We start from the raw sequence: 21,054 nt of genomic DNA, 5'->3' as shown, positions 1-21,054 counted from the left end.
CGGAGAGGCGGTATTTGTCGCTGTCATTGCGCTCGTGCTTGATCTGCCGCTCGACGTCATTGAGGTACTTCCTGAGGTCGCTGGGAAGCAGTCCTACGAATTCAGGAGACGTCGCTTCGGCAAGAGAGACCAGGCAGCCGTCGACTTCTGTTCCTGGTCGGCACGGGTAGGCGCGGGTCCACTTATCGAGGAAGGTTTTCGCGTTCTTGAAGGCGGCGTGAATCTGGAGCAGAGCATGCACGGGTGCGGCGGTCGTCTCGATCGCTTGACGGATCCCCTTGCGAAGTTCGGAAGGGCACGATGTTCCGAACTGGTCGAGGATGCTGAGTGTCACGCTGTCTTTGGTTTCCTGTATGTGATCCCGAAGGCGCTCCCGCTGACTCGACCCCGCATTCCTTCCATGGGTTGAAGGGGAGCGATTGATCGCGGTGAGAATCTTGGACTCGAACTCCTGCTGCTCGGAACGGACCTTCTCCGAAGATTCCGGTTCCAATGCGGATTTGATCCAGTAGTTTCCCCGTTGATCGTCGTGAGGGCAGTACATTATTGGCGATTCTTGGCGAACGATTTCACTTGTCGACGATCCAATGCCGTGCTCGTCACTGCTGCTTTGATCGTTTGAAATGGAAGAATCTTGCCCCGATGAGGTTTTGGCGTGAGGAGAAACTCCATTGCCGACATTCAGTCGAATGTGAGCGAGGAATTCCTTTGCGCTGTGAGCGGCCTTGGCGATGCCACGGCGTAGCTTCCTCGCTCCGCTCCTCGCGGTGTCACGGGTTTTGTCAAAGCCGTGTCTGACTTTTGTCTTCGCTGATTCGATCACGGAACTTCCTTCTGAGTTGGCGGCGTAAACGATCGCGCTTCGCCGCCTGTTGTTCGGGACACAGGTAAGTGACTTCGTCGGCTGCAGGGTTCCAACGTGGGCCATCGCTCAGGGAGAGAGGAGTCTTCGTAACGCGGGGGCATGGTCACGAAACAGAGCCGCTTTCCCCCCTCTGATCCGGCTCAAGTTCCGCCCCCACCCCGGAACAATCGCGGGAGCACACCACCGCCCCCGCCATGTCCGACCAAGACCGCAACCTGCCCGCCTCGCAGCGAAAGCTCGACAAGGCCCGATCCGAGGGCCAGGTCGCGCGTTCGCGCGATCTGTCGCACTTCGCGGCGATCGCGGTCGGCGGTGCGGCGCTGGTGGCCGCGGCGCCGCTGCTGTCGCGCTGGCTGAAGCAGCTGCTCGCCACCGGCCTGCAGTTCAACGCCGTGATGGCGAAGAATCCCGAGGCGATGGGCGAGCGGCTGGCCGAACTCACGAGCAAGCTGATCTGGGTCGTGCTGCCGATGGGCCTGCTGATGATGGTGGTCGGCGTGGCCGTCGCCGTCGCGGCCGGCGGCTGGGTCTGGACGCTCAAGCCGCTCGCGCCCAAGTTCGACAAGTTCAACCCGATCACCGGCATCGGCAAGCTGTTCTCGAAGCAGCAGCTGATCGAGGCGATCAAGGGCGCCGTGCTGGCGCTGATCCTCGGCACCATCGGCGCGATGTACCTGCGCTCGCACGTCGAGATGTTCGCCGGTGCACTGTCGATGCCGCTGCCGCAGGCGCTGTCGCACGTCGGCAGCACCATCGTCGGCGGCATGCTGCTGGTGCTGCTGGCGCTGGCCGCCTTCGCGGCGGTCGACGTGCCGCTGCAGCGCCAGCTGCACGCGATGCGCCTGAAGATGAGCCACCAGGAAATCAAGCAGGAGCACAAGGAAGTCGAAGGCAACATGGAGATCAAGGCCAAGATCCGCGCCCGCATGCGCGAGATGGCCAATCGCCGCATGTTGGCCGCCGTGCCCACTGCCGACCTGGTCGTGATGAACCCGACCCACTACGCCGTCGCGCTGAAGTACGACGAAGGCAAGATGGGCGCGCCGCGCGTGGTCGCCAAGGGCGCCGACCTGATGGCCATGCGCATCCGCGACACCGCGAAGGAATCGAAGGTGCCGGTGCTGCAGGCGCCGGTGCTGGCGCGTGCGCTGTATGCCCACGCCGAGGTCGACCGCGAGATCCCGGCCGCGCTGTTCGCGGCCGTCGCCCAGGTGCTCGCCTACGTCTACCAGCTGCGTGCCGCGCTGAGCGGCCGCGTCGCGCTGCCGGGCGCGCTGCCCGAACTGAACGTGCCGGACGAGCTCGATCCGCACAACCCGAAGAGCGGCAAGTACGGCCTGAAGGCCACCGAGGACACTGAATGAATCCGCTGATCCAACAGATCCAGGGCTGGCTCGGCCCGCATGCCAAGGCGATCAAGGCGCTGATGGCGCCGGTCTTCATCATCATGGTGCTGTCCATGATGGTGCTGCCGCTGCCGGCCTTCGCGCTCGACCTGCTGTTCACCTTCAACATCGCGATGGCGCTGATGGTGATGATGGTCGCGGCCTACATGGTGCGGCCGCTCGATTTCTCGGCCTTCCCGACCGTGATCCTGCTGACCACGCTGCTGCGGCTGTCGCTGAACATCGCCTCCACCCGCGTCGTGCTGCTGCAGGGTCACACCGGGCCTGGCGCGGCCGGCAAGGTGATCGAATCCTTCGGCCACTTCCTGATCGGCGGCAACTTCGCGGTCGGCCTGATCGTGTTCGCGATCCTGGTGGTGATCAACTTCGTCGTGGTGACCAAGGGCGCCGAGCGAATCGCCGAAGTCGGCGCGCGCTTCACGCTGGATGCGATGCCCGGCAAGCAGATGGCGATCGACGCCGACCTGAACGCCGGCCTGATCGACGAGAAGGAGGCCAAGCGCCGCCGCCTCGAAGTGGGCAACGAGGCGGAGTTCTTCGGTTCGATGGACGGTGCCAGCAAGTTCGTGCGCGGCGACGCGATGGCCGGCCTGCTGATCCTGTTCATCAACATCATCGGCGGCTTCATCATCGGCGTGGCCCAGCACGACCTGTCGGCGTCGCAGGCGGCCGACAGCTACATCCTGCTGGCCATCGGCGATGCGCTGGTGGCCCAGGTGCCGGCGCTGCTGATCTCGGTGGCGGCGGCGATGGTGGTGTCGCGCGTCGGCAAGGAAGAAGACGTCGGCACGCAGGTCGCGAGCCAGGTCTTCAACTCGCCGCGCGTGCTGGGCATCACCGCCGGCGTGATCGGCCTGCTGGGCATCATCCCGGGCATGCCGCACCTGGTGTTCCTGCTGATCTCGGGCAGCATGGGCTATGCGGCCTGGTGGATGAACGAGCGCAACAAGCGCGTCCGGAACACGCCGCCGCCGGCCGCGCCGGTGGCCGAGCCGAATGCCGAGGCCAGCTGGGACGACCTGCAGCCGGTCGACACGCTGGGCCTGGAAGTGGGCTACCGGCTGATCACGCTGGTCGACAAGAACCGCGAGGGCGACCTGCTGCAGCGCATCAAGGGCGTGCGGCGCAAGTTCGCGCAGGATGTCGGCTTCCTGCCGCCGCCGGTGCACATCCGCGACAACCTGGAGCTCAAGCCCAGCATGTACCGGCTGACGCTGCGCGGCGCGGTGGTCGGCGAGGGCGAGGCCTTCCCGGGCATGCTGCTGGCGATCAACCCGGGCGGCGCGACCACCCAGCTGATCGGCACCCGCACCACCGACCCGGCGTTCGGGCTGCCGGCCGTGTGGATCGAGGAGCGCCAGCGCGAAGCGGCGCAGATGAACGGCTTCACGGTGGTGGACTGCTCCACCGTGGTGGCCACGCACCTGTCGCACCTGATGCAGCTGCACGCGGCCAAGCTGCTCGGCCGTGTCGAGACGCAGCAGCTGGTCGAGCACGTGACCAAGCTCGCGCCGAAGCTGATGGAAGACGTGATCCCGAAGATGGTCGGCATCGCCAGCCTGCAGAAGGTGTTGCAGCTGCTGCTGGAAGAGGGCGTGCACATCCGCGACATGCGCTCGATCGTCGAGAGCCTGGCCGAGCATGCGGCGGTGGCGAGCGAGCCGGGTGAGCTGGCGCGGCGCATCCGCATCAGCCTGGCGCCGGCCATCGTGCAGCAGATCTACGGCCCGGTGAAGGAGCTCGAGGTGATCGCGCTGGAGCCGGAGCTGGAGCGCCTGGTGACGCAGGCGCTGAACTCGCCGCACGGCGCGGTGCTCGACCCGGGCGTCGCCGACACGCTGACGCGCAGCGCCGCTGCCTCGGCCAAGCGCCAGGAAGACCTGGGCCACCCGGCCTGCCTGTTGGTGCCGGACATGATCCGCGCGCCGATGGCCCGGCTGCTGAAGCGCGCCGCGCCGCGGCTGCGGGTGCTGGGGCACAGCGAGATTCCGGAAACGCACTCGATCCGCATCGGGTCGATCATCGGGGCGAACTGATCGCGTGGTTCCGGTGTCCCGGGTGACAACCCGGGATCAACCCTCATTTGTTCGCTTGTCATCTTCCCCACCCGCGCCTTTGCCACAGAAACAGGCCGGCTTTCCCCCCTCTCATCGGCCTCAAGTTTCCGGTCCACCCCGGAACAATGACGGCACGCATCCACCGCGTCCGCCCATGACCTCTGCCTTCCTGTCCACCGCCGTGCCCCCTCGGCACGAAACATCCCAAATGAAGGGATTTACGGTGGCTCATCCCCGGACCGCGGCCGGCTGCGCTCTCACACACTGGATGCCATTGCTTGCCACTGGTTCCTGCTCGATCTCCTGGAGCTCCCGATGAACGTCAAACGCTTCACCGCCCGCACTTCGCGCGACGCCCTGACCCTGGTCCGCCAGGCTTTCGGCGAAGACGCCGTCGTGCTCTCGACCAAGCCCTGCGCCGAAGGCGTCGAGGTGCTGGCCATGGCGCCGGAAAGCGTTCAACAGATCGAGCGCCTGTCGGCCGCCGGTCCGATCCCGCCGTCGCCGCCGGTCGCCAAGCGCGCCGCCGCACCGCGCGCCCAGCCCGCCCGCCCCGCACCGGCCCCGCAACCCGCTCCCGCCCCGGCGATGGAAGTCAGCGACGACGTCGCCCGCCTGTCGATGAGCACGCTGTCGTTCCAGGATTACGTGCGTGAGCGCATGCTCAAGCGCCGCCAGGCCGCGATGCAGCAACAGCACGGCCGCGACAACGAACCCAGCTTCATGCCCGACGATGAGCCGTCGCTGCCGACCGCGCTCGAGCAGCGCCTGGCCGAACGGCAGGCAATGCACCCGGCACCGGCCCAGCACGCGCCGATGCAGGCCGTCGGTGGCCGCAGCGCCACGCTGCGCGAGCCGCCGGTGCTGCGCGAAGAAATCCGCGTGCAGCAACAGCAGGCCGCCGCCGCCCAAGCGCAGGCGCAAGCCCATGCACAGGCCCTGGCCGATGCACGGGCCCAGGCCCACGCCCAGCAGCACACGCCCGCCCCGGTGCCCGCCGCACCGGTCGTCTCGCTCGCCGATGCCCGCTCCAACGTCAACGCCTCGGCGCGCCGCGACCAGCAGGACATGATGAACGAGCTGCGCTCGATGAAGGGCCTGATCGAGGAGCGCTTCGGCGCCCTGGCCTTCATGGAGAAGCTGCAGCGCCAGCCCGCCCAGGCGATGCTGATCCAGAAGCTGCTCGACAGCGGCTTCTCGCCGGCGCTGATCCGCAAGCTGGCCGAGAGCCTGCCGAACGACGTGAGCGACGAGACCTCGTGGGCCGCCAACATCCTCGAGCGCAACCTGATCACCGGCGAGAACGACGCCGCGCTCGAAGACCAGGGCGGCGTCTACGCGCTGATCGGTTCCACCGGCGTCGGCAAGACGACCAGCGCCGCCAAGATTGCCGCCGCCTTCGCCACCAAGCACGGCGCCGCCAACCTCGGCCTGATCACGCTCGACGCCTACCGCGTCGGCGCCCACGAACAACTGCGCGCCTATGGCCGCATCCTCGGCGTGCCGGTGCACACCGCGCACGACCGCGCCTCGCTCGAAGACCTGCTGGAACTGCTGGCGGGCAAGAAGATGGTGCTGATCGACACCGCCGGCATGGCGCAGCGCGACAGCCGCACCCGCGAACTGCTCGACATGCTGGCCCACCGCTCGATCCAGAAGCTGCTGGTCGTCAATGCCGCCGCGCAGGGCGAGACCATCGAGGACGTGATGGTCTCGTACCGCGCCGCCGCCTGCAAGGGCATCGTGCTGTCCAAGCTCGACGAAGCCGTCAAGCTGGCGCCGGYGCTCGACGCGCTGATCCGCCACAAGCTGAAGGTGGTCGGCGTCGCCAACGGCCAGCGCGTCCCCGAAGACTGGCACCGCCTGTCGGCCCACGCGCTGGTGCATCGCGCGCTGCGCGCCAACACCGGCACTGCCTACCGCATGGATGCCGACGACGTGAACCTGATCTTCACGGCGCGCCAGCCGGCGCTGCGCACCCGCGGGTCGCTGCACGCCTGATCGATCGCCCGATCCCACAAGAACAGCCCCCCTCGACTCGTCCTCAGCGCCCCATGCACGACGCCTACGACTCCTCGTTCCCGCAAGACCAGGCCCACGGCCTGCGCCAGCTGTTCGGCCAGACGCGCGTGCGTTTCGTGCCGGTGGTGGCCAACCCGAACATGGCGTTCGGCGGCGTGATGCTGGAGCGCCTGTGCACCGCCTTCGGCGAGCTGGGCGCGCATGTGCTGGTGATCGACGCCTCCGACCGCGCGCCGGCCCCGGCCGAGCTGACGGCCGTCGGCCTGACCGGCTGCGTCGAGGCGCTGTCGCACCAGGTGTCGTACCTGGCCGCGCGCGGCCTGCCGATCCGCTACGTGGACGCGCACGGCAGCACCGCCAACTTCCTGCACGCCGCCGCCGATGCCGCGCCGCACGCCGACGTGGTGCTTGTGCATGCGACCGAGACCGACCTGTGCCGTTTGTTCATGCGCAGCGAGGCGCGCCCGCTGCTGCTGGCCGACGACCGCCCGAGCAGCGTGACCCACGCCTACGCCGCGATGAAGCTGCTGACGCAGCGCGCCGGCCTGATGGTGCACGACCTGCTGCTCGGCGCCGCCCCGCATTCGCCGCGCGCCGAACGCATCGCGCAGCAGATCGCCTCGTGTGCCGATGGCTTCCTGGGCGCCGTGCTGCGCGACTGGATGCACGTCGACCCTGCGTCCGATGTCAACGATCCGCCCACGCCGGCCCTGCGCCGCTGGGCCCGTGATGTGCTGCAGCCTGCCGCCTCTGTCGAAACCGCGTACGCCACCGCATTCCCGGCGTACCGCGATTTCCCGCAGCAGGCCCTGAACTGAATTTCCCCGGAGCTGACCCCATGTATACCGCCAAAGGCCAACTCGACGTCAACACGATGCTCAAGCAGTACAGCTCGCTGGTGCGCCGCCTCGCGCACCAGATGATCGCGAAGCTGCCTGCCAACGTCGAGATCGACGACCTGATCCAGGTCGGCATGATCGGCCTGACCGACGCGCTGAGCCGCTTCGACGCAGCCCAGGGCGTGCAGTTCGAGACCTTCGCGACGCAGCGCATCCGCGGCGCGATGCTCGACGAGCTGCGCGGCAACGACTACCTGTCGCGCGGCACGCGCAAGCAGCAGCGCACCATCGAATCGGCGGTGCACAAGCTCGAGCAGAAGCTCGGCCGCGCGCCCGCCGAGAGCGAGATCGCCCGCGAGATGGGCGTCACGCTGCCGGAGTACCAGGAACTCCTTGGCAAGGTGCGCGGCACCCAGCTGGTTTACCTGGAGGACATGTCGGGCGACGATGGCGACAATGACTACCTCGACCGGCACGTCGCCGACGAAGGGGTCAACCCGCTCGCGCAGCTGCAGGACCAGCGCATGCGCCAGGCCCTGGTCGACGGCATCAAGACGCTGCCGGAGCGCGAGCAGTACGTGATGAGCATGTACTACGAGCACGACATGAACCTGAAGGAAATCGCGGCCGTGCTGAAGGTGACCGAATCGCGCGTCTGCCAGCTGCACAGCCAGTCCATCGCCCGCTTGCGCGTCAAGCTGCGCGAGTGGTGAGCACGGGAATCGAGACCACATGTTTGCAATGTTCCGCAAGGGCCGCGAGCTGCCGCCGGTCGAGCCCGTTGTGAGCGCCTTGAGCGCGGCCGCCGAGCCCGACCTGCGTGCCGCGGTGCAGTCGATCGGCAAGCAGGCGTCCAGCGTCGGCCGCGACGCCGCCGAGGTGCGCGGCCTGCTCGACGACGCGAGCAAGGTGTCGGCGCGCCAGGCGCAGGCCGTGCTCGCGCTGGCCGGCCAGCTCGGTGAAGTCACCCGGGCGCAGCAGGCGATCGGCGACGTGACGGCCGGCAGCCTCGAGGCGGTCGGGCGTGCGCGCGACGCGGTCGAGGCGGTCGGCACCGAGGTCTCGGGCATCGTCGACACGCTGCGCGAGGTGGCCGCGGCCGCCAGCGAGATCACGCAGATCGCGCTGCAGACGCGGCTGGTGGCATTCAATGCCTCGGTCGAGGCCAAGCGCGCCGGCGAGGCCGGCCGCGGCTTCGGCGTGGTGGCCGATGCGGTGAAGGATCTGGCCTCGAAGGTCGAGGGCTCGTCGAAGGCGATCATGAGCACCGTGGGCGTGCTCGACACCCGCATCGAGGCCTTGTCGCGCGAGATCCACGTCAAGCCGGGCGAGGTCCGGCAGGGCGGGTTCCACAAGGCGCTGGCCGATGTCGAGGCCGGTGTCGCGAGCATCACCGCCGCGGCCACGCAAAGCCGCGAGATCTGTAGCGGCGTCAACGTGCAGATGGGCGCGATGCAGTCGGAGATCCAGCAGACCACCGCCGCGCTCGACAGCGCGATGCGCCGCAGCGAGGCCTTCCTGAAGGTCTCGGAGCACCTGATCGAGCTGGTGGCCGAATGCGGCATCGAGACCGAGGACACGCCGTTCATCCAGGCCGCGATGGAAGCAGCCGCGCAGATCGGCAAGCTGCTCGAGGATTCGCTGCGCACCAAGACGATTTCGGCGAGCAACCTGTTCGACGAGAACTACCGGTCGCTGCCGGGCACCAACCCGGCGCAGCACGCGACGCAGTTCATCGAGCTGGCCGACCGGCTGTTCCCGCAGGTGCAGGAGCGGGTGCTGACGCTGAGCCCGAAAGTGGTGTTCTGCATCGCGGTCGACCGCAACGGCTACGTGGCGACGCACAACAAGAAGTACTGCCACCCGCAGCGCGGCGACCTGGCCTGGGACACCGCCAACAGCCGCTACCGCCGCATCTTCAACGACCGCACCGGGCTCGCCTCGGCGCGCAACCAGCGCCCGTTCCTGCTGCAGACCTACCGCCGCGACATGGGCGGTGGCCAGTTCGTGCTGCTGAAGGAAGCCGCCGCACCGATCACGGTGCAGGGCCGGCACTGGGGCGGCATGCGGCTCGCGTTCAACTTCTGAGGTCGGCTGCGACGTGCTCTGGCCGCTGCCCGCGCTGATCGCCTGGGCCGCGGCCTGGGGGCTCTTCTTCGGATTGCAGCGCGCTGCGGCACCGCTCGGTGTCGCGCTGCTGCTGGCCACCGCGCTCGGCGGCGTGCTGGCGCTGCTGCCGATCGTCGCCGGCACGCGCTGGCGGCGCATCTTCGTCGCGCTGGGTTTCCCCCTCTCGTTGCTGGCCTCCGGCCTTGCCGGTGCGCTGCCCGCCTGGGCCTGGCTGCTGCCGATGGGCGCGCTGCTGGCCCTCTATCCCGTCCATGCCTGGCGCGATGCGCCGGTGTTCCCGACGCCGCGCGGTGCGCTGCGCGGCCTGCCGGCGCTGGTGCCGCTGCCGGACGGCGCACGCGTGCTCGACGCCGGCTGCGGGCTGGGGGATGGCCTGCGCGAGTTGCACGCGGCGTATCCGCGCGCGGTGCTCGACGGCATCGAATGGAGCTGGCCGGTGCGGCTGCTGTGCGGCCTGCGCTGCCGGCTGCAGCGCATCCCGGCACGCGTGACGCGCGGCGACATCTGGCAGGCCGACTGGTCGGCGTACGAACTGGTCTACCTGTTCCAGCGGCCGGAGAGCATGCCGCGCGCGGTCGCGAAGGCGCGGCAGCAGCTGCGCGCCGGTGCGTGGATGGCCAGTCTGGAGTTCGAGGCGCAGGAACTGCGCCCGGTGGCCCGGCACGTGTGCCCGGATGGGCGGCCGGTGTGGCTGTATCAGGCGCCGTTCAAGGCGCGCTGAACATCAGGCTTGAATGAATCCGCGGCTGCCGCGTTCGGCCGGGCCGCTCGCCGAGTAGACCGCCGCCGGCCGCTCACGCGGCATCAGCACGTCGATCGCGCGATCGAGCGCGGCGGTGGCGCGCGCCAGCGATTCGCGCTGCGCCGCCACCAGCCCGCCGGCCAGCGCCAGGCGCTCGCGCAACGGGGTCGGCACCGGGCCGCTGCGGGCGGCGCGGGAGAAGTGGTCGACCGCGCGCGCCAGCGAGCGGTGCAGCTCGGTCGCGTGCAGGTCGATCGCCGCGCTGTCGCGCGTGCGCAGCGCCTCGCCCAACGCGGCGAGTTGCGTCTCGACCGCGCCGAGGGTGGCCTCGAGTTCGGGCGAGGTTTCGTACGCGGGATTCACCGGCTGCTGCATGACGATCAATGACCCAGGACTTCGCGGGCGTTGGAAATCAACTTGTCGGCGATGGCTTCCGGATTGACCTTGAACGAACCGTTCTCGATCGCGTCGGAGATGCGCTTGACCTTGTCGGCGTCGAAGTCGGCGCTGGCCGACCCGGTGCCGGTCAGCGACGAAGCCGCGCTCGACAGCGAGACGGTCGTGCTGGCTTCGGGTGACGCGGCGCCGACGGCCTGGGGGGCCTGCTCGGCGGGCTTGGCGGTCGCCCCTTGTTTCTGCGTGGCGCCACCGACCGCCTGGGTCGGCGCGGCTGCTTCTGCTTGATGGCCGATCTTGATGCTCATGAAGGACTCCTTGGGTCGGGACAGAGGCCCCGGCCTTTCAACATGCACGGTGTATCGGCCCGCCCGGTGGCGACTTGAGGGGTTTCACCCGAATTGTTGTGCCTGGGACAGTTTTTCACAATGCGAGTTCCAACTGGTGTTCTGCCACCGCGACGCCGGTCACGAGACGGCCGCTTTCGGTGCGCACGCGCGCCGGCTGGCCCTCGATCCCGGCGGTCATCGCCTCGCCCGAGCCGGCCACCGCGTAGCCGTCGCCGACGGCCCGGATGCGCACGGTGTCGCCCGGGGCAAACCATTGCCTGGCCTTCAAGGTGGCCTGGCGCACGCCCTGGCCGGCCGCGACCGACCGGGCCAGCGTGCGCCCGACGAGGGCCGCAGTGTCCGTCAGCGCCGGGCTGGCGTCCGCGGCGAGGTCGACCTCGGCCTCGCGGACATCGGCGGCCGCCAGCACCTGGCCGGCCGGCATCGCCTGCGCCATGACCAGCGCCCGGCCCCAGACCTTCACGGTCACCGGCAGATACACATTCCACGGCGTCGCACCCTGGGTGCAGCGCAGCCCGACCCGGGTCTTGCCCCACAGCCGGGTGTTGGGTGTCAGATAAGCCTGGACCTRCTGGCAGGGTGCGAGGCGCAGCCGGGCGTCCAGCGGACCGGCGACGATCTCGACGCGGCCGGGCAGGGCGCTGTTGCCCACGCTGTTGCCAAGTTGAGCCTGCACGAACGAGAGCGCCTGCTGCTCGAGCGGGGACGCGGCCGCCGTCGGCTCCGCTGCGGAAGCAGCAAGGGCCGTCGCGGCAACGACGAAGGCAACAAGGGCAGGGGCTTGGTTCACGCCTCGACTGTAGGAGGGGTGCGTGCCGGTCAAGGCACCGAAATGGCGGACAAACCGGCCGCTATTCCCGCTTATGTTTCAGGAGGCGCTGCCCACAATCCTTTCACATCGCCCATGGCCTCGGCACCGACCGACGCCGCGGACCGAAAGGACACGCCGCCATGCTGAACAACCTGACCAATTCGCTCGACTTCCAGGGCCAGGCGCTTGCGCTGCGCTCGGAGCGCCAGCGTCTGATCGCCGGCAACATCGCGAACGCCGACACGCCGGGCTACGTGGCCCGCGACATGGACTTCGCCCAGGCGCTGCGCGAGGCCACCGGCAGCCAGCAGGGCGCGGCGGTGCCGAAGACCACGCAGGCCGGCCACATCGGCATCGAGAGCGGCCTGACCGGCGCGCGCGCCGAATCGAACCTGCTGTACGCGACCGCCAGCCAGACCAACCTCGACCGCAACACGGTCGACATGGACCGCGAGCGCGCCAACTTCGCCGACAACTCGGTGCACTACGAAGCGACGCTTCGCTTCATCAATTCGAACGTGCGCACGATGCTCGAAGCGATCAAGGGGCAATGATGAGCATGTTCCAGATCTTCAACGTCTCCGGCAGCGCGGTCAGCGCGCAGTCGCAGCGCCTGAACGTGGTCGCGTCGAACCTCGCGAACGTCGACACCGTCGCCGGGCCCGATGGCCAGGCCTACAAGGCACGGCAGGTCACGTTCCAGACCGAAATGATGGGCCAGCTCGGCCAGGCCGGCGCCGCCGCATCGGCCGGCGTCAAGGTGAGCACGATCTCCGAGGACCAGACCCCCGGCCGCAAGGTGCACGACCCGAAGCACCCGCAGGCCGATGCCGAGGGCTACGTCACCTACAGCAACGTGAACGCGGTCGAGGAGATGGTCAACATGATCTCGGCCTCGCGCTCGTACCAGAACAACGTCGAGGTGATGAACACCGCCAAGACCCTGCTGATGAAGACGCTGCAGATGGGGCAGTGAGCCCCTCGCTCCTCGCACTCACTGAACCAGAAAGCACCCCATGGCCGTCGACACCGTCACCAACAACTACGCCGCGCTGAACACCAAGTCGTCCAGCGACACGAGCGCCACCACCGCGGCCGAGAGCTCGGAGCGCTTCCTGAAGCTGCTGGTCGCGCAGATGCAGAACCAGGACCCGCTGAACCCGATGGACAACGCGCAGGTCACCAGCCAGATCGCGCAGATCAACACCGTGAGCGGCATCGAGAAGCTCAACGGCACGGTGGGCGGCCTGTCGACCCAGTTCCTGCAGATGCAGGCGGTGCAGGGCGCCTCGCTGGTCGGCCGCGAGGTGATCGTGCCGGGCAACAAGATGGACATCGCCGACAAGGTCGGCACGGGCGGCTTCCAGATCGACGCCGCCGCCGACAACGTGAAGGTCGAGATCCAGAACGCCGCCGGCCAGACGCTGCAGACGCTGAACCTCGGTGCGCAGAGCAGCGGGATGAACACCTTCGACTGGGACGCCGGCGCCTACGACAACACCAGCGGCATCACCTTCAAGGTCACGGCCATGAGCGGGGCCACCACCCTCAAGAGCACCGCACTGATGCGTGACAAGGTCAACGCCATCAGCACGGCCAACAACACCCTGGTGCTGGACCTCGAGAAGGCCGGCGGCGTCACCTACGACCAGGTCAAGGCATTCAACTAAGGACACCACCATGGGCTTCCAGCAAGGTCTCTCCGGTCTGAACGCTTCGAGCAAGAACCTCGAAGTCATCGGCAACAACGTCGCCAACGCCAACACCTTCGGCGCCAAGGCCTCGCGCGCCGAGTTCGGCGACATGTACGCCGCCGCGATGAACGGCTCGGGTGCGAACAACATCGGCATCGGCGTGAACCTGGCGGCGGTGACGCAGCAGTTCACGCAGGGCAGCATCACCACCACCGAGAGCTCGCTCGACGTCGCGATCAACGGCTCGGGTTTCTTCCAGCTGAACGACAACGGCACCACGGTGTACTCGCGCAACGGCCAGTTCCAGGTCAACAAGGACGGCTACATCGTCAGCAACGGCGGGCTCAAGCTGATGGGCTACAAGGCCGACGGCACCGGCACCATCCAGCCCGGCCAGGCCGTGCCGCTGCAACTGCCGACCGCCGGCATCGACCCCGCCGCGACGAAGAACATCACGCTCGAGATGAACCTCGATTCGCGTGCCGCCACCACGCTGCCGGCGACCACGCCGCAGATCAACCTGTCGGACGCGAAGACCTACAACAACGCCACCTCGCYGACCGTCTACGACGCGAAGGGCCAGGACGTTGCGCTGACCTATTACTTCCAGAAGGCCGGCACCGACCAGTGGAACGTCTACGTGACGGCCAACGGCACCTCGCTGGCGGTCGACGGCGCCGGCGACCCGGCCCCGGTGACGACGATGCAGTTCCCGACCAACGGCGGCAACCCGACCGCGCCGGCCGGGGCCATCACGCTGGACATCCCGGCGACGACCAATGCCGCCGGTGCCGAGACGCTGGCCATCACCGGCGTGCAGCTCGACCTGACGAGCGCCACGCAGTACGGCGCCGGCTTCGGCGTGACCGACCTGAAGCAGGACGGCTACGCGCCGGGCCAGCTGTCGGGCCTGTCGATCGAGGACAACGGCATCGTGATGGCGACGTATTCGAACGGCCAGTCCAAGCCGGCCGGCCAGATGGAGCTCGCGAACTTCCGCAACACGCAGGGCCTGAAGCCGCTCGGCGGCAACAACTGGTCGCGCAGCTACGAGTCGGGCGATCCCATCCTGGGCGTTCCGTCGGAAGGCAACATGGGCGTGCTGCAGTCGGGTGCGCTCGAGGAATCGAACGTCGACCTGACCGCCGAGCTCGTCAACATGATGACCGCGCAACGCACCTACCAGGCCAACGCGCAGACCATCAAGACGCAGGACCAGGTGTTGCAGACGCTGGTCAACCTGCGCTGATCGACACACCTGAGGAGCCGTCATGGACCGGATGATCTATCTGTCGATGTCTGGGGCGAAGGCCATGATGCAGCGGCAGGACACGCTGTCGCACAACCTCGCGAACGCGTCGACGCCGGGCTTCAAGTCCGAGCTGGCCGCGTTCCGCGCGGTGCCGGTGCTCGGCAGCGGCGCCAGCACCCGCGTCTATGCGCTCGAGACCACGCCCGGCTACGACGCGACGCCCGGCCCGGTCACCGCGACCGGCCGCAACCTCGATGTCGCGGTGAAGGGCAACAGCTGGCTGTCGGTGCAGGCGCTCGACGGCACCGAGGGCTACACCCGCGGCGGCTCGCTCGACATCACCGCCGACGGCACGCTGACCACGCGCAGCGGCCTGCCGATCCTCGGCGACGGCGGCCCGATCCAGGTGCCGGCCAACAGCGAGATCTCGATCGGCGCCGACGGCACCGTCAGCGCCAAGGGCACCAACGGCAAGATCACCCCGGTCGGCAAGCTGAAGCTGGTGACCGCGACCGACGAGACGCCGCTCGAACGCGGCACCGACGGCCTGTTCCGCGCCACCGCCGGCGACCTGCAGGCCGACCCGAATGCCCGCGTGCAGGACGGCGCGCTCGAAGGCTCGAACGTCAGCCCGATCGAGACCATGGTGTCGATGATCGCCGCGGCGCGCCAGTTCGAGTCGCAGATGAAGATGCTGCAGACCGCGGAGGGCGACGAGAAGGCCGCCGCGCAGCTGCTGTCGCTGAATTGATCCGCAACGGAACCTGAAGGAACACCACCATGTTGAATTCTTTGTGGACTGCCAAGTCCGGCATGGAGGCCCAGCAGGCCCAGCTGGACGCCATCTCGCACAACCTCGCCAACTCGGCCACCAACGGCTACAAGAAGTCGCACGTGGTGTTCGAGGACCTGATGTACCAGAACCTGCGCCAGGCCGGCTCCAACAGCAGCGAGCAGACCACGCTGCCCACCGGCTACCAGGTGGGCCTGGGCACGCGCGCGGTCGCGACCTCGCGCAGCTTCAGCCAGGGCAACCTGCAGCAGAGCGGCAACACGCTGGACGTGGCGGTGCGCGGCAGCGGCTTCTTCGAGATCCAGATGCCCGACGGCACCAACGCCTACTCGCGCGACGGCTCGTTCCAGGTCGACGCGACCGGCAAGCTGGTGACGAACAACGGCTACACCGTGCAGCCCGGCATCACGATCCCGGCCAACGCGCAGAGCGTGAGCATCGGCAACGACGGCACCGTCACCGTCACGGTGCCCGGCCAGACCGCGCCGCAGACGGTGGGCCAGCTGCAGCTGACGAACTTCATCAACCCGGCCGGCCTCGAGCCGAAGGGCCAGAACCTGTTCACCGAGACCGCGGCCTCGGGCACGCCGAACGTCGGCACGCCGGGGCTGAACGGGCTGGGCCTGATCCAGCAGGGTTTCGTCGAGACCTCGAACGTCAACCCGGTCGAGGAGCTGGTCGCGATGATCCAGACCCAGCGCGCCTACGAGCTGAACTCGAAGGCGATCACCACCTCCGACCAGATGCTCCAGAAACTGAGCCAACTCTGAACAACGTCATGAAGCGATTTGCCCTCCTGGCCGCGCCGGCCCTGCTCGCCGGCTGCAGCACGCTCTATCCGCTGCCCAAGGTCGACGTGGCCGAGCCGACGCGCGCGCGGCCCGAGGCGATCGCGGCACCGGCGGTGAACAACGGCTCGATCTTCCAGTCCGGCCAGTACCGGCCGCTGTTCGAGGACTACCGCGCCCGGCTCGTCGGCGACACGCTGACGGTGCAGATCGTGGAAAAGGTCTCGGCCAGCCAGAAGAGCACCAGCACCATCGACAAGAGCGGCTCGGTCGCCGCCGGCGTCAGCGCGGTGCCGCTGGTCAACCCGAATGCGCTGCTGCGCTCCAACGCGGCCGGCAATTCGGCGAACACCTTCGCCGGCAAGGGCAGCACCGAGAACACCAACGATTTCTCCGGCACGATCACCGCGACCGTGACGGAAGTCCTGTCCAACGGCCACCTGGTGGTGGCCGGCGAGAAGCAGATCGGCGTGAACCAGAACGTCGACGTGCTGCGTTTCTCGGGCCAGGTCGACCCGCGGGCGATCCAGCCGGGCAACAGCGTCGCGTCGGCGCAGATCGCCAACGTGCGCATCGAGCACCGCGGCCGCGGCGCGCAGGCCGATGCGAATGGAATAGGCTGGCTCGGGCGGTTCTTTTTGAACGTTCTGCCCATTTAAGTTTCCGCAGAATCGGTTCCATCCTCTGGGGATGAACCGACCATGCAAGCCTTCACTGCCACCGAAAAAATCCTGCGACTGCTGATCAGCCTGACGGTCGTCGCAGCCAGCGCCGCGCTGTGGTGGCCGCTGTCCTCGCAGGCAGCCCGCATCAAGGAAGTCGCCGCCGTCCAGGGCGTGCGCACCAACCAGCTGGTCGGCTACGGGCTGGTCGTCGGCCTCGACGGCACCGGCGACCAGACCACCTCCACCCCCTTCACGCAGCAGAGCCTGAACGCGCTGCTGCAGCAGATGGGCGTCACCGTGCCGCCGGGCACCACGATGCAGGTCAAGAACGTCGCCGCGGTGATGGTGACGGCGCAGCTGCCGCCGTTCGCGCAGCCGGGCCAGACGATCGACATCAACGTCTCGTCGATGGGCAACGCCAAGTCGCTGCGCGGCGGCACGCTGATCGCCACGCCGCTGAAGGGCGCCGACGGCCAGATCTACGCGCTCGCGCAGGGCAACCTGATCGTCGGCGGAGCCGGCGCCTCGGCCGCCGGCTCGAAGGTGCAGATCAACCACCTGAGCGCCGGCCGCGTGCCCGAAGGCGCCACCGTCGAACGCGCGGTCGCCACGCCGCTGAACCAGGGCGAGTTCCTGCAGCTGGACCTGAACGCCAGCGACTTCAGCACCGCGCGCGAAGTGGCGCGCACCATCAACGCGAAGATGGGTGCCGACACCGCCCACGCGATCGACGGCCGCGTCGTGCGCGTGCGCATGCCGGCCTCGCCCGATGCGCGCGTCGGCTTCCTGGCCGACATCGAGAACCTGCCGCTGGAGCTGGCCGCACCGGCCGCCAAGGTGGTGATCAATGCGCGCACCGGCTCGGTCGTGATGAACCAGACCGTCACGCTCAGCGCCTGCGCGGTCGCGCACGGCAACCTGTCGGTGACGATCAGCACGACGCCGGTGATCAGCCAGCCGTCCCCGCTGTCCAGCGGCGGCACCACCGTCGCGAAGGAAAAGGCCGACATCACGATCAAGCAGGAGGCCGGCGCGCTGATCCAGCTGCCGGCGAGCGCGAAGCTGGCCGACGTGGTGAAGGCGCTCTCCGCGCTCGGCGCGACGCCGATGGACCTGCTGGCGATCCTGCAGGCGATGAAGAGCGCCGGTGCCCTCAACGCAGAACTCGAGGTGATCTGATGGCGATCAACCTGCCCCCCTCCGGCCTGCCGAGCCAGCGCCTGGCAAGCGACACCCAGGGCGTCGACGGGCTGCGCTATGCGGCATCGAAGGACCCGAAGGCCGCGATCAAGGAGACCGCGAAGCAGTTCGAAGGCATCTTCATGCAGCAGCTGATGAAGAGCATGCGGCAGGCGACGCTGAGCTCGGGGATGCTCGAGAACTCCGGCACGCAGATGGGCACCGAGCTGCTGGACACGCAGTTCGCGCAATCGCTGAGCGGCCGCCCGGGCGGGCTGTCGGAGATGATCGCCAGGCACCTGGAGCGCCAGCTCGGCGAGCCGCTGGCCAACATGGCGAAGGACAGCGCCTCGGCGCAGACCGTGGCGGCCACCGGCCAGAGCGGCACCGCGCCGCTGCCGACCTCGCTGCAGGGGAAGGAGCGCCAGATGGGCTTCCTGAAGCTGCACGACGGCGCCGCCAAGGCGGCCGAGGCCGAGACCGGCATCCCGGCGACCTTCATGGTCGCGCAGGCGGCGCACGAATCCGGCTGGGGCCGGCACGAGATCAGGAATTCCGACGGCAGCAGCTCGTTCAACCTGTTCGGCATCAAGGCCGGCAAGGACTGGACCGGCCCGACGACGACCGTCACGACCACCGAGGTCGTCAACGGCCAGTCGCGCAAGGTGCAGGCCAAGTTCCGCGCCTACGGCAGCTACGAGGAATCGTTCAAGGACTACGCGAAGCTGATGAAGGACAACCCGCGCTACGCGAAGGTGGTCTCGGCGGGCAGTTCGGCCCAGGGCTTCGCGAACGGGCTGCAGCGCGCGGGGTACGCAACCGACCCCGAGTACGCGAAGAAGCTGACCAACATGATCAACACGACGCTGCGCCTGCAGCGTGCCACCGCGTAAGCGAAGGACACGACGCATGAGTTCTTCGGCACTATTGGGCATCGGCACGCGGGCGATGTTCGCCAACTACGCGGCGCTGCAGGCCACCGGCAACAACATCGCGAACGCCAACACCGAGGGCTACTCGCGCCAGCAGGTGGTGCTGGAGACCGCGAAGGGCCAGTTCACCGGGGCCGGCTTCTTCGGCAAGGGCGTCAACGTGAGCTCGGTCACGCGCTCGTACAACAGCTTCCTGACGACGCAGGCCTCGGCCACCAAGGCCACCGCCGCCGGCGACGCCGCGCGCGCCGAGCAGCTCAAGCAGGTCGAGGCGGTGTTCGGCACCGGCAAATCGGGCGTCGGCTACTCGGCCGGCGAGCTGCTGAACGCGTTCGTCGATGTCGCCAACCAGCCGGCCGATTCATCGGCGCGCCAGGTGGTGATCGCCCGCGCGAAGGAGCTGGCCGACAAGTTCGCCGCGGCCGGCGAGCAGCTGCAGAGCCTGCAGACCGGCATCTCGCAGGACATCAAGAGCTCGGTCGACACCGTCAACAGCCTGGCCCAGCAGGTGGGCAAGCTGAACGAGCAGATCCAGGCGCTGAACGGCACCGGCCAGCCGCCGAACGACCTGCTGGACAAGCGCGACAACCTGATCAGCCAGATCAGCGGTTTCGTCGGCGTGACGACGATCAAGGCCGACAACGGCAGCATCGGCGTGTTCGTCGGCGGCGGCCAGGCGCTGGTGCTGGGCGCCAACGCGAACAAGCTGACGACGGTGGCCGACCCGTATGACCCGTCGAAGGTGCAGCTCGGCATCAGCGTGGGCAGCGGCTTGTCGTCGATGATCCCGCAGGATGCGCTGTCCGACGGTTCGATCTCCGGCATGCTGCGCTTCCAGAACGACGACCTGGTCGACGCGCGCAACCTGCTCGGCCAGATGGCCGCGGCGATCAGCGGCGCGGTCAACCAGCAGCAATCGCTCGGCCTCGACATGGGCAAGCCGGCCGGCCCCGGATCGCCGCTGTACGCGGTGGGCGCGCCGCGCTCGCTGCCGGCCGCGAGCAATGCGGGCGACGCGGCCTTCGGCGTCACGCTGACCGACACCACGCAGGTGCAGGCGAGCGACTACGAGCTGCAGTTCGACGGCACCAACTACTCGCTGACGCGGCTGTCGGACAACACGGCCGCGGTCGGCAGCCCGTTCAGTGCGGCGCAGATGGCCACCGGCGTCACGGTCGACGGCATGACGATCCAGATGACGGCCGGCACCTCGGTGGCCGGCGATCGCACGCTGCTGCAGCCGGTGGGCAACGCGGCCAAGGACATGCGCGCGGTGCTGAGCGACCCGAACGGCATCGCCGCGGCCTCGCCGGTGACCGCGACCTTCACGGCGACCAACAAGGGCACGGCGACGCTCGGCTCGCTGGCCGCGGTGAGCACCTCGCTGGACCGCACGCTGACGGCGAACGTCAGCTTCACGTCCGACACCGGCGACTACAGCTGGGAGCTGCTCGACTCGACCGGCGCGCAGGTCTCCACCGGCACCGGCACCTGGACGGCCGGCTCGCCGATCGCACTGAACGGCTTCGAGCTGAAGCTCAACGGCGTGCCGAAGAGCGGCGACACGCTGTCGGTTGCGCCGACCACGTCGACCGAGGCGAACAACGGCAATGCGCTGGCCTTCGTCGGCATCGGCACGAAGAACATCGTCGGCGGCAGCACGGCGGCCAATGGCTCGGTCACGCCGGGCAAGACCATCACCGATGCGTACGCGAGCGCGCTGTCCGACATCGGCGTGCGCGTGCAGAGTGCGCAGACGGCGGCCAGCATCTCCGACTCCGCTGCGTCGCAGGCCGAATCGGCGCGCGCCAACAAGTCGGGCGTCAACCTCGACGAAGAGGCCGCCAAGCTGATCCAGTACCAGCAGAGCTACCAGGCCGCAGCCAAGATGCTGCAGGTCGCCCAGCAAGTGTTCGACACCCTGCTGCAGACCGCGGCAGGCTGACCAGGAAATCCGGCACCATGCGCATCAGCACCTCCAATTCCTACGACGCCTCGCTCCAGCAGCTGATGAAGCGCCAGGACGACCTGAGCTCGGCGCAGGAGCAGCTCACCACCGGCAAGCGCGTCAACCGCGCGAGCGACGACCCGGCCGCGGCCGCGCGCGCCGAGCGGGCGCTGGCGGCTGGCGGC

At 68.4% G+C, this 21,054-nt stretch carries 22 protein-coding genes; 18 read left to right on the top strand and 4 right to left on the bottom strand.

What is annotated here, in order from left to right; translation table 11 throughout:
• Positions 1 to 823 (bottom strand): hypothetical protein (locus AC1DXV_RS17440; protein ID WP_477934720.1); only part of this gene is annotated, 823 nt, incomplete at its 3' end.
• Between the two features lie 236 nt (positions 824 to 1,059).
• Here AC1DXV_RS17440 and flhB point away from each other — a divergent pair.
• The 7 genes from flhB to AC1DXV_RS17405 all read left to right on the top strand — a co-directional run bounded on the left by flhB (position 1,060) and on the right by AC1DXV_RS17405 (position 10,040).
• Positions 1,060 to 2,229, top strand: a complete 1,170-nt coding sequence (gene flhB / locus AC1DXV_RS17435; protein WP_477869380.1) for a flagellar biosynthesis protein FlhB — start codon at positions 1,060 to 1,062, stop codon at positions 2,227 to 2,229.
• A complete protein-coding gene (flhA, locus tag AC1DXV_RS17430) occupies positions 2,226 to 4,307 on the top strand; it encodes a flagellar biosynthesis protein FlhA (protein WP_477869378.1) in 2,082 nt (693 codons plus the stop codon). Before flhB ends, flhA begins: the two co-directional genes overlap by 4 nt.
• Positions 4,308 to 4,643: 336 nt before the next feature.
• Complete coding sequence (gene flhF / locus AC1DXV_RS17425) at positions 4,644 to 6,329, top strand: flagellar biosynthesis GTPase FlhF (protein ID WP_477934718.1); 1,686 nt, start codon at positions 4,644 to 4,646, stop codon at positions 6,327 to 6,329.
• Positions 6,330 to 6,382: 53 nt separating this feature from the next.
• Positions 6,383 to 7,168 (top strand): hypothetical protein, encoded by a 786-nt coding sequence (locus AC1DXV_RS17420; protein WP_047500510.1) that lies wholly within the window; start codon positions 6,383 to 6,385, stop codon positions 7,166 to 7,168.
• Positions 7,169 to 7,188: 20 nt separating this feature from the next.
• Positions 7,189 to 7,902 carry an RNA polymerase sigma factor FliA gene (locus AC1DXV_RS17415; protein ID WP_477934716.1) on the top strand — a complete coding sequence of 238 codons (714 nt, stop codon included), beginning with the start codon at positions 7,189 to 7,191 and terminating at the stop codon, positions 7,900 to 7,902.
• 19 nt (positions 7,903 to 7,921) lie between these two features.
• A complete protein-coding gene (locus AC1DXV_RS17410; protein ID WP_477934714.1) occupies positions 7,922 to 9,277 on the top strand; it encodes a methyl-accepting chemotaxis protein in 1,356 nt (451 codons plus the stop codon).
• 13 nt (positions 9,278 to 9,290) lie between these two features.
• Positions 9,291 to 10,040 (top strand): class I SAM-dependent methyltransferase, encoded by a 750-nt coding sequence (locus AC1DXV_RS17405; RefSeq protein ID WP_477934712.1) that lies wholly within the window; start codon positions 9,291 to 9,293, stop codon positions 10,038 to 10,040.
• Between the two features lie 3 nt (positions 10,041 to 10,043).
• On the opposite strand, the gene AC1DXV_RS17400 is transcribed toward AC1DXV_RS17405, so the two are convergent.
• From AC1DXV_RS17400 to flgA, 3 genes are all read right to left on the bottom strand, one after another.
• Positions 10,044 to 10,424, bottom strand: coding sequence for a hypothetical protein (locus tag AC1DXV_RS17400; protein ID WP_477934710.1), 381 nt, complete (start codon positions 10,422 to 10,424; stop codon positions 10,044 to 10,046).
• Positions 10,425 to 10,441: 17 nt separating this feature from the next.
• On the bottom strand, positions 10,442 to 10,765 hold the full coding sequence (gene flgM, locus AC1DXV_RS17395; protein WP_477874756.1) for a flagellar biosynthesis anti-sigma factor FlgM: 324 nt from the start codon (positions 10,763 to 10,765) through the stop codon (positions 10,442 to 10,444).
• Between the two features lie 115 nt (positions 10,766 to 10,880).
• Complete coding sequence (gene flgA / locus AC1DXV_RS17390) at positions 10,881 to 11,597, bottom strand: flagellar basal body P-ring formation chaperone FlgA (RefSeq protein WP_477934708.1); 717 nt, start codon at positions 11,595 to 11,597, stop codon at positions 10,881 to 10,883.
• A gap of 161 nt (positions 11,598 to 11,758) precedes the next feature.
• Here flgA and flgB point away from each other — a divergent pair, with 161 nt between their 5' ends.
• The 11 genes from flgB to AC1DXV_RS17335 form a co-directional block, all read left to right on the top strand.
• Positions 11,759 to 12,172 (top strand): flagellar basal body rod protein FlgB, encoded by a 414-nt coding sequence (flgB, locus tag AC1DXV_RS17385; RefSeq protein ID WP_477865963.1) that lies wholly within the window; start codon positions 11,759 to 11,761, stop codon positions 12,170 to 12,172.
• Complete coding sequence (flgC, locus tag AC1DXV_RS17380) at positions 12,172 to 12,594, top strand: flagellar basal body rod protein FlgC (protein ID WP_047500521.1); 423 nt, start codon at positions 12,172 to 12,174, stop codon at positions 12,592 to 12,594. Before flgB ends, flgC begins: the two co-directional genes overlap by 1 nt.
• 40 nt (positions 12,595 to 12,634) lie before the next feature.
• A complete protein-coding gene (locus AC1DXV_RS17375) occupies positions 12,635 to 13,288 on the top strand; it encodes a flagellar hook assembly protein FlgD (RefSeq protein ID WP_477865962.1) in 654 nt (217 codons plus the stop codon).
• A gap of 10 nt (positions 13,289 to 13,298) precedes the next feature.
• Positions 13,299 to 14,561 carry a flagellar hook protein FlgE gene (gene flgE / locus AC1DXV_RS17370; protein WP_477934706.1) on the top strand — a complete coding sequence of 421 codons (1,263 nt, stop codon included), beginning with the start codon at positions 13,299 to 13,301 and terminating at the stop codon, positions 14,559 to 14,561.
• 22 nt (positions 14,562 to 14,583) lie between these two features.
• Entirely contained in the window at positions 14,584 to 15,315 is a 732-nt protein-coding gene (gene flgF / locus AC1DXV_RS17365; RefSeq protein WP_477865961.1) for a flagellar basal-body rod protein FlgF, read from the top strand.
• A gap of 29 nt (positions 15,316 to 15,344) precedes the next feature.
• Positions 15,345 to 16,127: a flagellar basal-body rod protein FlgG gene (gene flgG, locus AC1DXV_RS17360; RefSeq protein ID WP_477934704.1), complete on the top strand. Its 783-nt coding sequence runs from the start codon at positions 15,345 to 15,347 to the stop codon at positions 16,125 to 16,127.
• An 8-nt stretch (positions 16,128 to 16,135) separates the two neighbouring features.
• Positions 16,136 to 16,804: a flagellar basal body L-ring protein FlgH gene (locus AC1DXV_RS17355; protein WP_477865959.1), complete on the top strand. Its 669-nt coding sequence runs from the start codon at positions 16,136 to 16,138 to the stop codon at positions 16,802 to 16,804.
• Positions 16,805 to 16,846: 42 nt separating this feature from the next.
• Entirely contained in the window at positions 16,847 to 17,989 is a 1,143-nt protein-coding gene (locus AC1DXV_RS17350) for a flagellar basal body P-ring protein FlgI (RefSeq protein ID WP_477934702.1), read from the top strand.
• Positions 17,989 to 18,882 carry a flagellar assembly peptidoglycan hydrolase FlgJ gene (gene flgJ, locus AC1DXV_RS17345; protein ID WP_477865957.1) on the top strand — a complete coding sequence of 298 codons (894 nt, stop codon included), beginning with the start codon at positions 17,989 to 17,991 and terminating at the stop codon, positions 18,880 to 18,882. Before AC1DXV_RS17350 ends, flgJ begins: the two co-directional genes overlap by 1 nt.
• Positions 18,883 to 18,898: 16 nt before the next feature.
• Complete coding sequence (gene flgK, locus AC1DXV_RS17340) at positions 18,899 to 20,866, top strand: flagellar hook-associated protein FlgK (RefSeq protein WP_477865956.1); 1,968 nt, start codon at positions 18,899 to 18,901, stop codon at positions 20,864 to 20,866.
• Positions 20,867 to 20,883: 17 nt separating this feature from the next.
• A partial coding sequence (locus AC1DXV_RS17335) for a flagellin (RefSeq protein WP_477934722.1) occupies positions 20,884 to 21,054 on the top strand: 171 nt, incomplete at its 3' end.

Source organism: Rhizobacter sp. P3_C12 (genome assembly GCF_056402735.1).
Note: the sequence above shows the minus strand (reverse complement) of the source record. Positions and strands in the feature narration are given on the sequence as shown.

Bases quoted from the DNA above. Each gene is read 5' to 3' on its own strand.
- flgG (WP_477934704.1), top strand. From the start codon at position 15,345: ATGTTGAATTCTTTGTGGACTGCCAAGTCCGGCATGGAGGCCCAGCAG.
- AC1DXV_RS17350 (WP_477934702.1), top strand. From the start codon at position 16,847: ATGCAAGCCTTCACTGCCACCGAAAAAATCCTGCGACTGCTGATCAGC.
- flgF (WP_477865961.1), top strand. From the start codon at position 14,584: ATGGACCGGATGATCTATCTGTCGATGTCTGGGGCGAAGGCCATGATG.
- flgK (WP_477865956.1), top strand. From the start codon at position 18,899: ATGAGTTCTTCGGCACTATTGGGCATCGGCACGCGGGCGATGTTCGCC.
- flgB (WP_477865963.1), top strand. From the start codon at position 11,759: ATGCTGAACAACCTGACCAATTCGCTCGACTTCCAGGGCCAGGCGCTT.
- flgC (WP_047500521.1), top strand. From the start codon at position 12,172: ATGAGCATGTTCCAGATCTTCAACGTCTCCGGCAGCGCGGTCAGCGCG.
- AC1DXV_RS17420 (WP_047500510.1), top strand. From the start codon at position 6,383: ATGCACGACGCCTACGACTCCTCGTTCCCGCAAGACCAGGCCCACGGC.
- flgM (WP_477874756.1), bottom strand. From the start codon at position 10,765: ATGAGCATCAAGATCGGCCATCAAGCAGAAGCAGCCGCGCCGACCCAG.
- AC1DXV_RS17410 (WP_477934714.1), top strand. From the start codon at position 7,922: ATGTTTGCAATGTTCCGCAAGGGCCGCGAGCTGCCGCCGGTCGAGCCC.
- flhB (WP_477869380.1), top strand. From the start codon at position 1,060: ATGTCCGACCAAGACCGCAACCTGCCCGCCTCGCAGCGAAAGCTCGAC.
- AC1DXV_RS17375 (WP_477865962.1), top strand. From the start codon at position 12,635: ATGGCCGTCGACACCGTCACCAACAACTACGCCGCGCTGAACACCAAG.
- AC1DXV_RS17415 (WP_477934716.1), top strand. From the start codon at position 7,189: ATGTATACCGCCAAAGGCCAACTCGACGTCAACACGATGCTCAAGCAG.
- flgJ (WP_477865957.1), top strand. From the start codon at position 17,989: ATGGCGATCAACCTGCCCCCCTCCGGCCTGCCGAGCCAGCGCCTGGCA.
- flhA (WP_477869378.1), top strand. From the start codon at position 2,226: ATGAATCCGCTGATCCAACAGATCCAGGGCTGGCTCGGCCCGCATGCC.
- AC1DXV_RS17355 (WP_477865959.1), top strand. From the start codon at position 16,136: ATGAAGCGATTTGCCCTCCTGGCCGCGCCGGCCCTGCTCGCCGGCTGC.